11 protein-coding genes are annotated in these 13,539 nt (G+C 39.9%); 5 read left to right on the top strand and 6 right to left on the bottom strand.

All coding sequences use genetic code 11. The annotated features are described in order from the left end of the window. Nucleotides 1–156: 156 nt before the first annotated feature. Nucleotides 157–1,476 carry a sigma-54-dependent transcriptional regulator gene (locus BM130_RS01735; RefSeq protein WP_010528701.1) on the bottom strand — a complete coding sequence of 440 codons (1,320 nt, stop codon included), beginning with the start codon at nt 1,474–1,476 and terminating at the stop codon, nt 157–159. Between the two features lie 248 nt (nt 1,477–1,724). Next, a complete protein-coding gene (locus tag BM130_RS01730) occupies nt 1,725–2,051 on the bottom strand; it encodes a hypothetical protein (protein WP_010528700.1) in 327 nt (108 codons plus the stop codon). Between the two features lie 607 nt (nt 2,052–2,658). Between BM130_RS01730 and BM130_RS01725 the strand changes: the two genes are divergently transcribed. Together BM130_RS01725 and BM130_RS01720 are read left to right on the top strand one after the other, a co-directional pair. Next, nucleotides 2,659–3,138 (top strand): low molecular weight protein-tyrosine-phosphatase, encoded by a 480-nt coding sequence (locus tag BM130_RS01725; protein WP_010528699.1) that lies wholly within the window; start codon nt 2,659–2,661, stop codon nt 3,136–3,138. An 84-nt stretch (nt 3,139–3,222) separates the two neighbouring features. Next, nucleotides 3,223–4,077, top strand: coding sequence for a fructosamine kinase family protein (locus tag BM130_RS01720; RefSeq protein ID WP_010528698.1), 855 nt, complete (start codon nt 3,223–3,225; stop codon nt 4,075–4,077). A 47-nt stretch (nt 4,078–4,124) separates the two neighbouring features. On the opposite strand, the gene BM130_RS01715 is transcribed toward BM130_RS01720, so the two are convergent. The 4 genes from BM130_RS01715 to BM130_RS01700 all read right to left on the bottom strand — a co-directional run bounded on the left by BM130_RS01715 (nt 4,125) and on the right by BM130_RS01700 (nt 8,630). Then, nucleotides 4,125–4,832, bottom strand: coding sequence for a cytidylate kinase-like family protein (locus BM130_RS01715; protein WP_010528697.1), 708 nt, complete (start codon nt 4,830–4,832; stop codon nt 4,125–4,127). Between the two features lie 169 nt (nt 4,833–5,001). Further along, nucleotides 5,002–6,165, bottom strand: a complete 1,164-nt coding sequence (locus BM130_RS01710) for a DUF418 domain-containing protein (RefSeq protein ID WP_010528696.1) — start codon at nt 6,163–6,165, stop codon at nt 5,002–5,004. A 24-nt stretch (nt 6,166–6,189) separates the two neighbouring features. Beyond that, nucleotides 6,190–7,272: a hypothetical protein gene (locus BM130_RS01705; protein ID WP_010528695.1), complete on the bottom strand. Its 1,083-nt coding sequence runs from the start codon at nt 7,270–7,272 to the stop codon at nt 6,190–6,192. Nucleotides 7,273–7,619: 347 nt separating this feature from the next. Then, the gene (locus BM130_RS01700; protein WP_010528694.1) at nt 7,620–8,630 is read right to left on the bottom strand and encodes a helix-turn-helix transcriptional regulator; all 1,011 of its coding nucleotides are present in this window, start codon (nt 8,628–8,630) and stop codon (nt 7,620–7,622) included. Between the two features lie 680 nt (nt 8,631–9,310). Between BM130_RS01700 and BM130_RS01695 the strand changes: the two genes are divergently transcribed. The 3 genes from BM130_RS01695 to cas10 all read left to right on the top strand — a co-directional run bounded on the left by BM130_RS01695 (nt 9,311) and on the right by cas10 (nt 13,533). Then, nucleotides 9,311–9,634, top strand: a complete 324-nt coding sequence (locus BM130_RS01695) for a hypothetical protein (protein WP_010528693.1) — start codon at nt 9,311–9,313, stop codon at nt 9,632–9,634. Nucleotides 9,635–10,233: 599 nt separating this feature from the next. Continuing rightward, complete coding sequence (locus BM130_RS01690) at nt 10,234–10,911, top strand: CRISPR-associated endonuclease Cas6 (protein ID WP_029626726.1); 678 nt, start codon at nt 10,234–10,236, stop codon at nt 10,909–10,911. Between the two features lie 3 nt (nt 10,912–10,914). Continuing rightward, nucleotides 10,915–13,533, top strand: a complete 2,619-nt coding sequence (gene cas10, locus BM130_RS01685) for a type III-A CRISPR-associated protein Cas10/Csm1 (protein WP_010528691.1) — start codon at nt 10,915–10,917, stop codon at nt 13,531–13,533. Nucleotides 13,534–13,539: the final 6 nt, after the last annotated feature.

Raw genomic sequence — 13,539 nt, 5'->3', positions numbered from 1 at the left:
AATCAATAAAAAGCTTCTTCTCCCATTTACCTGTTCACTTTTGCATTTATTTTTTTCACAAGTTCTTGTTGTGACAAACCCTTTTGGTTATGCTCGTTTCATTCTATGCACTATCAATTTTACTGGTTTTAATTGTATTAAAACAAGGGTGTTAATTTAATAGTCGATGTTTAGTTTTTGAAGCTTATTGTATAGCGTTTTTCGGTCAATGCCTAACAAGCGGGCGGCCTTGCTTTTGTTGTGTTTAACCTTTCGAAGCGTTTCTTCAATGAGTTTTTTCTCAGCTATTTCTTTTGCTTCGGTATATTTAATAAGAGTAGAAGGCTGCATTGATAGAGGTTCGGCTATTTCGGGGGGAATGGCCTCTATGCCAATCCATTCATTTTTACTGAGGAGGACCGACCTTCGAACCACATTTCTTAGTTCGCGAAGATTTCCGGGCCAGTCATAGTGCTGAAATACTTCCATCACTTCATCCGAAAATCCATGGATATTTTTGCCAAATTCTTTGGCCGCCTCGTTACAAAAATGATTGATAAACGTGGGCAATTCATCTGAGCGATTCCTTAACGGCGGAACATGTATTGTAAATTCATTGAGCCGGTGAAATAGATCTTCTCTAAAACCGCCTTCTTTAGCTTTTTGTCTCAAATCGTCATTGGAGGCGGCTATAATGCGTGCTTTTATGGGAAATTCTTTGTTACTACCAACCCGATGTGCCCTGCGTTCTTGTATGGCTCGTAGCAATTTAATTTGTACATTGTAGCTTAAATTCCCTACTTCGTCCAAAAAGATGGTCCCTTTACCTACACTTTCAAAATGACCTATTTTATCATCAACTGCACCCGTAAAACTTCCTTTTTCATGGCCGAATAGTTCGCTCGAGGCTATTTCAGTGGTTAGTGCCCCACAATCTACTGCTACAAAGGGATCTTGCCGATGATGGCTGAGTTCATGAATCCGACGGGCAACATATTCTTTTCCCGTTCCACTTTCACCCTGGATAAGTACAGCAACTTCGGTTGGGGCTACTAAACGAATATGTTCGTCCATCTCTTTTGATTGGCTCCCTACACTAACGATGTAGTCGTTGGATAAAGATGTGGAATGGGAATTGCTTTTTAACGCCCGTTGAACAATATGAAGCAATTCCGTCGCATTTACCGGCTTGGTGATATATTCATAAGCCCCTTTTTTGATGGCATTTACCGCCACCCGGATATCAGAATAGGCAGTAATTAGCACAACCGGAATATCCGGATTTTTGCTTTTGGAATAACTCAAAACATCCAGTCCGCTTCCGTCTGGCAATCGATGATCAGATAAAATTAAATCGAAATATTCCTTGTCAATCAGGGATTTGGCTTTATAAAATGAGCCGGCCGTTGTGGTTTCCATCTCATTTTTGGCCAAATATCCACTCACCATTAGACTAAAAGATGTATCATCATCGATTATTAGTATTTTTTTATTCATGCCCCCTGGTCATTTTGATTGGCTAATATAACTAATTTTTATGGCTGGGCTGAAATATTTGGCTTTTTATTGAGCTTGTTTGCTTTTAAGGTCTTAACTAGATAATTATGATCGGGATATGCTTCATTTTAAAAAATTATAATTTTAATAATTAAATAGATACAAAAAAAGGGTTGTCCGTAGGTTTTCGGACAACCCCCTTCATCAAGTTGTAAGGGAATAATATATAGTTTAGGAGTTAGGGGTAGTTATGAGTTGGGCGTATAGGTAGTTCCGTCGTTGTTGTATAAAGCAATTGATTTTTCTTCTCCTTCTTTTGCTATTACCAGTTTGTAAATTTTATTACCGTCAACTTCTGCCACTTTGGCTTTAGTTATTTGAGCATCCGGATAATCTTTTTTGGCTGCTTCGAGAACGGCTTCGGGTACTTCACTTAGTTCTATTTCATTGAATGTTAATTCATCTTGTTGAACAACCATCAATTCTGAGTTGTCATTGTTAGTTGCAATAATAATCGGTGTTGCTGCTACAAAAAGCAATAAAACAGATAACGTAAACCAAAATTTCTTTTTCATAACTTAATTTTTTAAGTTCTACATTTTTTATTATCAATCGTTCGCTAATCATTTAAGAAAAGAGTGTGCCATTATTTAATCGGTTTATTAGGATGTGCGCTTTATGTTTGATTAGTAGTGATATAGAAATTTAGGGCTTCTGTTGTGGGGAATTATTCCGGCATAAAGTGTGGAAAAAAATCCACAATGTGTGAACATGCTTCTCCACTTAGACCACAATATCAAATAGATTTTCGGACAACTGGCAATATCTCTTATATTTGCACCGAAAAAATGATAAAGCATGGTCTTTAAAATGGCCTAGACTTGTTGTTTGTAAGCTCATTAAATGGTGAAACGAGCATGGTCAGGAGAGCTTGCCACCTCGAGAACATAATTAAAAAGTATGCAGGCAGAAGGCAGAAGAAGTTTTTAGTGATTAGTGAACAGTCATTAGGGTTGATTATACCAGGGATTATTGACTGAGGTCAAAATGCTTGTCTTAAATATTATTCAACCAATGACCTGGCTGAATTTTATGCTGATTAAAATGGCTCAATAATGTCGGAGATAATTTAATAGATTAAACTAAGCGTTAAAATTAATAAAGTTTGTAACGAATTATTTTATGGAGAAAAAGAAGATTTTGTTTGTTTGTCTTGGGAATATATGTCGATCGCCGGCAGCGGAGGCTGTATTGAAGGGAATGGCACAACGGGAAGGCTTAGCAGATAAGCTGGAAATTGATTCGGCAGGCTTAACGGATTATCATGAAGGTGAACCGGCGGATAAAAGGATGCAGGTGCATGCTAAAAAACGGGGATATCAGCTGACTAGTTTGAGCAGACCTGTTGATCCCATTAAGGATTTCGATTACTATGATATGATAATAGGTATGGACGACCAGAATATTCGCGAGCTAGAGCGTTTAGCCCAAGGTTCGCAAGCGGTGAGTAAGATATTTAAAATGACGGACTTTTGTCATGATTGTAGCTTGGAAGAGGTGCCTGATCCTTATTATGGTGGTGCAGAAGGGTTTGAGCTGGTGCTCGATTTGTTGGAAAAGTCGTGCCGGGGATTAATAGATTTTTTGAAAGAACATGTTTGATTTGCTTTTTTATCTTATTACTTTCGTAGTAACCCTTGAATAATTTTGTTTTAGAAACAGTAGATATTTTAAAGCCTGGGTGATATGGATAAAAAAGATTTGCAGCAGATATTGGGTGAAAGCATTTCCCGAATGTCAGGTGTTGGTGGTGGCTGCATCGCCGACACCAAGGTCATTACTACTGAGTCGGGTAAAAAGTTTTTTTTAAAGCAAGGGTTCACGAACGGAATGTTTCGAAAAGAAGCCAATGGCTTGCGCGAACTGGCTAAACCGGGTGTCCTTAAGGTTCCGGAAGTTATTGATTGTGGCGACGACTTTTTGATTATTGAGTTTATAGAACAGGGAACCAAAAGGAAAGATTTTTTTGAGGAGTTTGGACATAAATTGGCATTGCTGCATCGATATGCCAATGATGCTTTTGGCTTTTTTGAAGATAATTTTATCGGTTCTACCCCTCAAATTAATATTCCAACGGCGGAGGAAGCGCACAACTGGCCATTATTCTATTGGAATAAGCGGCTTTTTTATCAATACAGATTAGCTGAAAAAAATGGCTATGCCGATAGTACCCTCAAAAAATTATATGCCGCTCTTGAAAAAAATTATGAGAAAATACTGGAAGGCAGTGAAGAACCCCCGGCATTGATGCATGGCGATTTATGGAGTGGTAATTATATGAGTGATAGGGAAGGAAACCCGGTATTAATTGATCCTGCCGTCTATTATGGTCATCGTGAGGCCGACCTTGCCATGACTAAACTGTTTGGCGGCTTCCCGCCCGCATTTTACCGCGCATATGAAGATACCTGGCCTCTTATTGACGGTGCCGACAGAAGAGAGCCTATTTATCTTTTATACCATGTTATGAATCATTTAAATCTTTTTGGATCAGGATACTATAGTCAGGCCGTGCGCTTGTTGCAAAAGCTTGTGGCCTGATTTGTTTTTTTAGTTTGCCTGGTTGCTAAGACATAGGGTAAACAACTTTATACCACAAAACCTCTTGATTCAGCCAAAATAACAATGCTTTCAATGATTTCTTCGTCAGATAGGGTTGCGCAGTTGAAAAAGAGATCGAAATAGTCTATGTCTGGTCGTTCTTTTTCGAAATAATTTCTAAAAGCGTCCCGCCGGTGGTCCATTTCTATGGCTTCACGCCGGGCTTCCTGTAAGGTCATTCCCAAAGCATCAGCAACCTTCTGGGCTCTCCATTCAAGTGGGGCTTTTAGTTTGATATGTAAAGAATTTACAAAGTTTTTGGTGATAGCCTCTGCTGCTCGGCCAACAATAATGACATTACCCTCAACGGAGGCATTATAAATAAACTTTGCAATGGTATTTTTTATTTTTACATCGCTGGGGTAATATTCATCGGAAAAGAAAAGGGCCAGATTTTCGAAAAAGGTTCTCTCTTTATATTCCGAAAGTTCTTTCATTAAGGCCGGAGATAATTTCAATTCCCTGGCCGACTCCTCGATAATTTCTTTACTAATCCATCGCCATTCCCGTTTGTTCCCTTGGGCTTTATTTTTTTCTGTGAGTGTTTGTGCCAATTTCTTGGCGATTCTTCGGCCCGGACATCCATATTCTCGCGAAATAGTTATGACTGGCCCCGGCGAATCAAAGGTTGGACCTTTGGGGCTCTTCCGACGACCAGTGCGCTCACGCATATATTTTAAAAATAAATTATCCATAATCCTGTTTTATTGAGGTAATTGTTGGCTTGAAGTTTAAATAAAATCTTTATTAGATTTTCCATAAGTGATGGTATCCCTAAAATTACGCTTTTTCTGTAAAAATGAAAAGGTTTTCCCAAAATTAACATGAAGGAAAGAAACGTTTAATACCTATCGTATTGATTTTTTAAATCCATGTTAATCGATGCCATATCTGCTCTAATGGTCCCCGCTTATGGGTTTTCAACCACCATGTGCTGAATAAAATTTGGAAGGCTCCAAGTACAGCACCAATGACCAGGCTAAACGAGGCACCTGTGTATTGGTATAGGCCCAGTCCAAAACCATAATAAACAATAGACCCCAAAATGGATTGCAACACATAATTGGAAAGGCTCATCCTTCCCATTGAAGATAGTTTGTCGAGCCATCCTCGGGCTGCAGTGTGTTCGAATAATAGAACAAAGGTGGATACCAGTATGGTCATAAAGGCCAGATTAGACCATGAGGTAACAGCTGTTTGGAGGCAGGTAACAACAAATTTGTGCCATTCCATGTGCGACAATGCTTTGTGCAGAAGGAACAACGGAATGAAGGCGATAATGGCAATTACCAGTGCTTTTTGCCAGAAGAGTTTGTTTTGTGGGTCTGTTGTGAAACGCTTATTGCGTCCCAGCAAAAAGCCGGTAAGGAATAGTCCGGCCGTCTGAAAAAAACGGCCGTTTTCATACGACCAGAAAAAGACACCCAGCCGACCGTTGGTGAGGTTGCTGCGCATGGCCTCCCAAAATGTCCCGTTCGACAAAGGCTCGCCTATCATGCTAAAATACCGGCCTGCACGAGAAACGGCCTCAGCATTGTCAGGGGTAATCATATAGCCGATAAGACGAATCCATTCCAGTGGCTGCAGCATCAATACAATAGCAGCAGTCCACACCATCTTGTTGCTGAGCTTCCGAAACGGAATCAGCACGACCCCTATGGTGGCGTAGATGGCCAGAATATCTCCTTCAAAAAAGATAGAATTAATAAACCCGAACCCAAACAGTAGCAGTAATCGCCACAGAAAACGTCCACTGAAATCATTTCCTCTTCGCTGCTGATTGTTGTACTGAATATAAAAAGTGAGTCCAAACAAGAGGGCAAAAATGGCGTATGACTTACCTCCGAACAGAAAAAAGAGGGTATCCCAAATGATGGAATCGATGGTTTTTAGCCATTCGGGAAGAAAATCCGGGAAATGATACAAATCAAAATGTTCTATGTTGTGAAGCAGCATGATGGAAAGAATGGCAAATCCTCGAAGCGCGTCAACAACAATAAGGCGTGCAGGGCGGGATGGTGTGCTCATAAGTTTATTTGTAAAAGATTAAAATTAATTTTCCATTAGCAGGCGTGCCAGTATCATAGAGAAGAGATCAACATTGTCGGAAAACTCCAAAAAGGGACTCTTGCCTGTGGCTTTTCGGATATCCACACCGTTGCTGTAAGGTTTAAAGGTGAGTACCGAATTGAGGCGGATGTTTTTGTTACCCAATTCACCCATAAAGATGATTCGCCTATCGGTCAGATAGAGCATTCCCGAATCGATGCGTTGCCATACATCTTCGGTAATACGATTGACACCCAGACTTCCTACTCGGTAATAAAAGCCTTTGGCCAGTTTGATGCGTGCCGTAGGACCACCGTAGTTGACCCTTCGCGTAACTTTTTTGTGTTCAATCCAGTGAACAGGGGTTTGGAAATGAAGCTTTTCGTTCTTGTAAAGATGAATGTCGGGTACCAATTCAGGCAATATGCCGTTTTCAATTTGCCAGTAGAGTCGGAATCGTGCCAGTGCTTCTTGCGTAGGTGCGTCAAATTCCAGGTCAATACCCAGGCTTTGGGCAATGGCATGCATCTCTTGCTCTTCGTCGGGCGACAGTCGTTGATCTGAGACCGCATTCTCCAGAAATTTTTGTAGGAGGGCTCCCCCCTTTTCGGAAATCATCTTTTGGGCGACTTCTTCTTCAATTAGAAGGTCCTTGCGCAGTTGTTCCAGCTTTTCTTTCTCTTTTTTCGACAGACGGTTGTCGGTCAGTGCCTCATCAATTTGTTCTCCAAAGCGGCGGTGGGTCTCTTCTTTCAGTACTTTTTCAGCCTCTTGTTGGTCCAGCAACAATAAATCACGCAAATGTTTCAGTTGCATTGCTTCCAGATCACTCACTTGATTGTCGTTTATAACTTCACGAACCAGCTGGCGGAAAAGTTCTATTCTTTCCTTTCGAAACTTCTTTTTCAGATTTACTTTGTAATGATCGGCAATGTTAATGAATTCCTCTGAAGCAATCTCTTCAATCTTTTCTACTTGTGCGAGCCGGTTGTTAATCTCTATAAGGGCATTTTCGGATGGCTCAATTTTTAAAAGTCGTTGAATAAGGTTGGGTTTTATTAATGGTTTGGGCTTAAATGTAAGCATGGCGATATTAGTGTTTAACCAAAATAATTATTGATGAATATTTTAAATCAGATGTTCTCTGGTTGGATGTAAGGCTTGTTTCGATACTGATAAATGACTTTGATCAGTCCTGGTATCATAAGGGTGTCTAAAAAATTTTTACTTTTTGGGACTCATAAGATATTTCCTGTAAAAAAATAAACTTTATAAAGTCTCACTAAGTATGTATTTGTAAGAACTTCATGTAGTTTTTATACATCCTCTTCAAGGAATTGGGTGTCCAAAATTGTTAAAATTTTATTAAATATCCCAATATTAAAATGAGATATTATTCATTAAAAGAAAGTTTTTGGGTATAGTTAAGTGATTTAATCGTACTGTTTTAGGGCATTGGTTAGTCGGTTCTTAATCTTTTCTTTGAGCCATATCGGTTCTATAATTTTAAGTTTTTCTGCGTATCCCAGCAAAGTCATTTCCAGCTCGAAATTCGGAATTACATTTAAAGAAAAAATCATGCTGTTATCAGGTAACTTGTCTACCAGTCTCTGGGAAGGGTGAAGTGGTTTAGTGCGAATATAAGGTGCCGAATCGGGCGATACATTAAAAATAATTTTTTGGATAGGAATCTCTTCGGGAATGGTAATACCAATAACATGGTTAAACCACGTTTCGGGATCGAAATGAGAGGGAGGAGAAATAAAAATGGCATCGGTAAGCTCGGCACTTACCATGCGATCAAATGCCAGATGATAAATCTTTCCGGCAAACTTCTCCCATCCAATAACATACCATCTGTTACGATATTCTTTGATTAGATATGGATGAAGCTCCATATCTAATGGCGATGCTTCATTAAACGGCAGGTAAATGATCGACAATGGCTGTTGATGGTCTACTGCATATTGAATAATGTCCATTTTCTCTATGCCCGTGGCAATGTTTTGGTGTTCAAATTGCAAGCGCTTTTTTACTGATCCTTTTTGGGGTAGATTTGTACCCGAAAGGTCCTTTAACAGAGCAATAAGTTGTCGTACGGCCGGAATATATTGCATCTGTTCCAATATAGCCAGTGCCTGCGTGATAAGTTTTTTGTCTTTTTCTTTTATGGTATGTGAAAAGATAGAGAATCCCGGACGTGAATATTGATAAAGGCCGTGACGACATTCTATCGGGGCATTAAAACCTACCGGCGGTGGTTGGCGCATTGCCTTAAAGTCGTAATAGAGTGTGCGACGACTAATTCCGTCTTCGTCACCAAATTCGTAACGAAGAGCTTCGTTTACCTTTTTCTGTATCTCATCGATGGTCAATGCATAGCCATTTTGTAGCAGTTGGTCGATGACCCGATATCGAAACGCTGCTTTCTTGTTGAGTCCCATAACTTTATTTTTAATTCTTCGGACCTGAGTTTTATTTTAGAGAGTAATTCCCTATCCTAAATTGCATTTCGGTTTCAACTAATCTGTTTTACGTTCTTTGAAACAATGGGTTATTATGACATAAATCATGATTTTTGTGGCGAAAAAAACTGGAATTTGTATGCGCAAAAGTAATGTAATGTATTGTTTGTTAGGGTAATGCAAAAAAATGCTCTCAGAAAGTATCTTCCATTAAAACAAGGATTAAGACCGGACAAGTTAACCAGGCATAAGGGGAATACCGGGGAATTGAGAATGAAAAATGAAGAATGGATAATTGTTAGCGGAAAGAGAATATCGCAATGTGTATATTTCCTTTAGTGAAATTTGAAATCTATTATCTTACATCTAATAATCTAAAAATCTAATATCTAACTGTCTGTTTTTTCTCTGCGTCATTGCGTCTCTGCGTTTAGTTGGTGCAAAGAGGTAAGCGCAAAGAGAATTGTGAATAGTGGATTTTCCTATAGTAAATATTGAAATCTATCATCTTACATCTAAAAATCTACCATCTAACTTTCTTTTTTTGCGTCATATCGTTTCTGCGTTTGATGAAAAATTTTTGTGGTTATTGCAAACTGGTTGCACTTTGATTAAAGTTCTTTGCAATTAAGAAATGCGTTCAAAAAATCTCATATAAAATGTACGTAGCACCGGAACAAAAGACTTTTTTTAAACAGGCCGAGCTCAATCATTGGGTTCGTAAATTTACCATTCTTTATGACCAACGAAGATTTAGAATAACAATTCAATTAACCACAAAATTGGGTAATGACATGGGTACTTTCGAAGGAAATTTTAGTAAAAGAAAATTAAGAAAGTATCTGAAAACGATTTTAGGTTGTCCTAGTCGGCTAGACTCGGTGTATCAATGGAAGTCTTTTTTAGTTAATAATTTGAAGGTTTTGCCACATTATTTGCCTTTGAGAGAAATAGTGGATATTCAAGTAATTGTTGTCTCTTAGTCGCAATTTTTTGACATGGTAATGGCTCTTGTCTTGTTTTCAAATTTTTTTATGAAGGTCGTTAGCAAAAAAGTTTGTCAAAAAAAGAACTTGTATAAAAAGTATAGAGGCAGAAGCGTAGAGACCGAAAGCAAAAAGAGTTTCTAGTGGTTGGTCAATAGTCATTAGTGTCGGTTTCACCATGGACTATTGACCAATTACCAAAAAGAATATTTTAAAGGGTGAATAATTAATAATTTAGATAAAGTTTTGAGGATGCATAACAGAACGATTTGTAAGAAGTTTTTGATTAAATATTTTTGAGGAATAATAATTTTTATTTGACTTTTTTATAAATTTGGAAATCGCCCCGCTATCGGAGTTACTGATTGTTCAAGTTTTTTCTGATTTTTTTGTTTCAGCTTACTGCCGATGTGGTGCAGGGATCCAATATTTGTGAAAAGGACTTGACCAAGAAAGCCTCTCACGAATAAAAAAGGGAAGATATATCATTAGGATTTCCGGTTGGAAGATTTTTTAAATTACTCAGGATTACCGGGAATAAAAGACAAAAAGCTAAGATAATGTATTAGTTCTCTTGGATGTATTTGACACATAAAATGAAACAAATAAGATATCTACATATCGAATTCGATGAAGAGATTGAGGGTCGTGAGATCCCTGCGTTTCGCGGTGGTATTATTCAAAAGGCGGGGCAGGAAAATGTGTTGTTTCACAACCATTTGAATGGAAATAAATATCTATATTCCTACCCCCTGATACAATATAAAACCTTGCGACGGCGGCCGGTGATTATTTGTCTGGATGAAGCTGTGGATGAGATACATCATTTTTTTGAGCAAACTGACTGGTCGTTTAAGATTGGTGAGCGATTGCTCGATATGAAGATTCGGGATTTACGGCTGAAGCGGTTCAATCTGCAGGTATGGCAAACTCAATTTCACTATTTCATTCGTAACTGGCTTGCTCTGAACAGTCGGAACTACAACACCTTTATGAAACTGGAAGGTGTCGCCGAGCAAATCGAATTTTTGGAGAAAATATTAAAAGGCAACATATTATCGTTTGCCAAAGGTATTGACTGGACCATTGATAAACCCCTTGAGTGTACCATAACACATTATCAGGAGCCTCGGAAAGTTCTTTTTAAAAGAACGCCTTTGATGGCTTTCTCGGTAGAATTTCAAACCAATGTATTTCTTCCTGACCATATTGGTTTGGGCAAGGGGGCAAGTCATGGCTTTGGCACAGTAATGCTTTTAAAAAAGAAAAATTGACCTATGGATTATTTGCGGGAACAAATTTATCTGGCCGGACTCTTACACGATATAGGTAAGTTTTTTCAGCGTGCCGATAGCGGTTCGGTAGAAAAATCGAAGCTGCTGACCGATGATGTCAAACGCCTGGTGAGTCAGTACTGTCCGCTGAAGAACGACGGAAGATATACGCATAAACACGTTATCTGGACGGCCGGTTTTATTTCAAAATATTCAAGGGTATTTAACAATCTGTTAAAGGATGGGCAAGGCCTACGTTCTAACCTGTTGGAGTATGCGGCCAGCCATCATTTAAGTGCCGACCAGCTTCGCGAGTCGCCGGCTCGTTTTATACGTCAGGCCGATCATCTGTCGTCGGGAATGGACCGAAGTACTGATGCAGCCTTTAAGGACGAGCAGGAGGCCGAAAACTGGGATGCCTTTAAGAAAAAACGTATGGTATCGGTATTCGAAGGTCTGGGCCATCAGGGGCCTCATACCTTTAAGTACCACTTACCGGTAGATTCCTTAAATCTTCGCGCCGACTGGTTTCCGCGTAAGAGCTTCGACAGCAACCCCGATTATGCTTCTCTTTGGCAACGCTTCGAGGCGGAATTTAAATTCATCCAGGCCGACGATTTTCGGGCTTTTAGCGAAACATTGCTCAACCTGCTTCAGAAATATACCACCTCGGTACCATCCAGTACCATTCATTTACCCGATGTTTCACTCTTCGATCATCTGAAGACAACGGCTGCCCTGGCGGTGTGTCTTTACGACAAATCTCTGGAGACCGGAGATGCCGGTAGTGACACCTTTCTGATGATTGGAGGCGACTTCAGCGGCATACAAAACTATATCTATAACATACAGAGCAAGCAGGCTGCCAAAAACCTCAAAGGGCGCTCGTTCTACATCAAGCTGTTGTCCGATGCTGTAGTCTATTATCTTTTAAAAGAGCTCAATCTCTTTCACGGTAATGTGATTTATAATGCCGGCGGCAGTTTTTATCTGCTGGCACCCAATACCGCGTGGATGAGAGCCAAATTTGAGGAGTGCAAACGGAATATCGAAGAAAAAATTTTGCAAGCTCATGGCACATCCCTTTATATAGCCCTCGACACAGTGACCTTTGGTGAAGAGACCCTCTTGTTTCAGAAAGGCAAAACGCTAAGCGATGCCTGGCAACAGCTTTTTGACCGCCGTAATGCCGCCAAAAAACATCGCTATGCCGATATGCTTACTGCACGTTATGACTATTTTTTTACACCTTCCGATCAGGGTGGGGATACCATTCGCGATGCCGTTACTGGCGAAGAGCTCTCAAAACAGAAGGCTAAAGCCATTGGCGATGGTGATACAAACGAATATATTGGGGAATTAACCTGGAAACAAATTCTTTTGGGCAGGAAATTGCGGGAGGCTCAGTACATTGTGATATCCGATGGTCCTTTAACCTACTGGAAAAATCATGATGCCATTGATCCGGCAGGTTTGGGTTTTTATTTCTATTTTCTTTCGCAAAAAGAGATAGAAGACAAACGAGAGGCCTTGAAAGGTTTCGCCAACCGGGTAAGAATCATTACCCTCAATGCTAACGAACGGGGCGATTGTGATTTCCTCAACAGCGCCGTGCAGGGCTATAACAATATTTTTGGTTTCGACTTTTTGGGTGGCAACGATTTTCCCAAAGATGATGATGGCTATCCGCTTACATTCGATAAACTGGCAGGAGAGAGTGATCTGAAGCGTTTGGGATTTCTGCGAATGGATGTGGATAATTTGGGTATGCTATTCAGAAGCGGGTTTCCGAAAGAGATGATCACTTTGTCGAGGTATTCATCACTAAGTCGTAACCTCGACTGGTTTTTTAAGGGGTATATCAATACCATTTGGAAGGAGCGTTACAGCGATAGTTCTTATATCATATATAGCGGTGGTGATGACCTCTTCCTCATTGGCCGGTGGGATAAAGTGCTGGACTTTGGCCGTGAGATACGGGAGGCCTTTAAGAATTATGTTTGTAACAATCCGTTTCTCTCACTTTCGGGGGGCATGGCTATTGTGTCCGGTAAATTCCCCGTGAAAAAGGCATCGGCCGACAGCGAGTCGATGGAGAAAAAGGCCAAGAGTTATTTTTTTGAATTCGAACAAAATGGTAACACACAGCGATTCGAAAAATCAGCTGTTACCCTAATGGGGTTACCCCTTAACTGGGACCATGAATTTCCTTTGGTGATGGATTTACAGAATAAGATGGTGCAGCTTTTGGCTCAGAAAAAGTTGCCCAAAGCATTTATCTCAAAGTTGAGTATGCACTATTCCATGAGTCGGAATATAACCGATAAATCCTTAGATGATAAATCGAAAGATGATAAGCCGAAAAAAGATAAAATGCCGAAAAACAATAATGAGGTGCCACCAAAGGTGCTATGGATGATGGCTTACGACTTCGGCCGTATGGTGGGGCGATACAGCCATGCCGATGTTATAGATTTGGTGAAACAATGCCAGCGCGACATCTTTTCCAATACCATCCAAAATCAAAAAATTAAAACAAGCTACCATGCCCTGGATTTGTGGAACCTGGCAGCCCGACTCGCAGAATTGCAACTGAGAACCATGGATATTTCCAATTCATAAAACTTT

Origin of the sequence: Thermophagus xiamenensis, assembly GCF_900112795.1 — a bacterium.
GTDB classification, from domain to species: Bacteria; Bacteroidota; Bacteroidia; order Bacteroidales; family Marinilabiliaceae; genus Thermophagus; species Thermophagus xiamenensis.
Note: the sequence above shows the minus strand (reverse complement) of the source record. Positions and strands in the feature narration are given on the sequence as shown.

Excerpts from the sequence above, each read along its gene's own strand:
- BM130_RS01695 (WP_010528693.1), top strand. The coding sequence starts at position 9,311 with ATGTACGTAGCACCGGAACAAAAGACTTTTTTTAAACAGGCCGAGCTC.
- BM130_RS01710 (WP_010528696.1), bottom strand. The coding sequence starts at position 6,165 with ATGAGCACACCATCCCGCCCTGCACGCCTTATTGTTGTTGACGCGCTT.
- BM130_RS01735 (WP_010528701.1), bottom strand. The coding sequence starts at position 1,476 with ATGAATAAAAAAATACTAATAATCGATGATGATACATCTTTTAGTCTA.
- BM130_RS01715 (WP_010528697.1), bottom strand. The coding sequence starts at position 4,832 with ATGGATAATTTATTTTTAAAATATATGCGTGAGCGCACTGGTCGTCGG.
- BM130_RS01720 (WP_010528698.1), top strand. The coding sequence starts at position 3,223 with ATGGATAAAAAAGATTTGCAGCAGATATTGGGTGAAAGCATTTCCCGA.
- BM130_RS01725 (WP_010528699.1), top strand. The coding sequence starts at position 2,659 with ATGGAGAAAAAGAAGATTTTGTTTGTTTGTCTTGGGAATATATGTCGA.
- BM130_RS01700 (WP_010528694.1), bottom strand. The coding sequence starts at position 8,630 with ATGGGACTCAACAAGAAAGCAGCGTTTCGATATCGGGTCATCGACCAA.
- BM130_RS01705 (WP_010528695.1), bottom strand. The coding sequence starts at position 7,272 with ATGCTTACATTTAAGCCCAAACCATTAATAAAACCCAACCTTATTCAA.
- cas10 (WP_010528691.1), top strand. The coding sequence starts at position 10,915 with ATGGATTATTTGCGGGAACAAATTTATCTGGCCGGACTCTTACACGAT.
- BM130_RS01690 (WP_029626726.1), top strand. The coding sequence starts at position 10,234 with ATGAAACAAATAAGATATCTACATATCGAATTCGATGAAGAGATTGAG.
- BM130_RS01730 (WP_010528700.1), bottom strand. The coding sequence starts at position 2,051 with ATGAAAAAGAAATTTTGGTTTACGTTATCTGTTTTATTGCTTTTTGTA.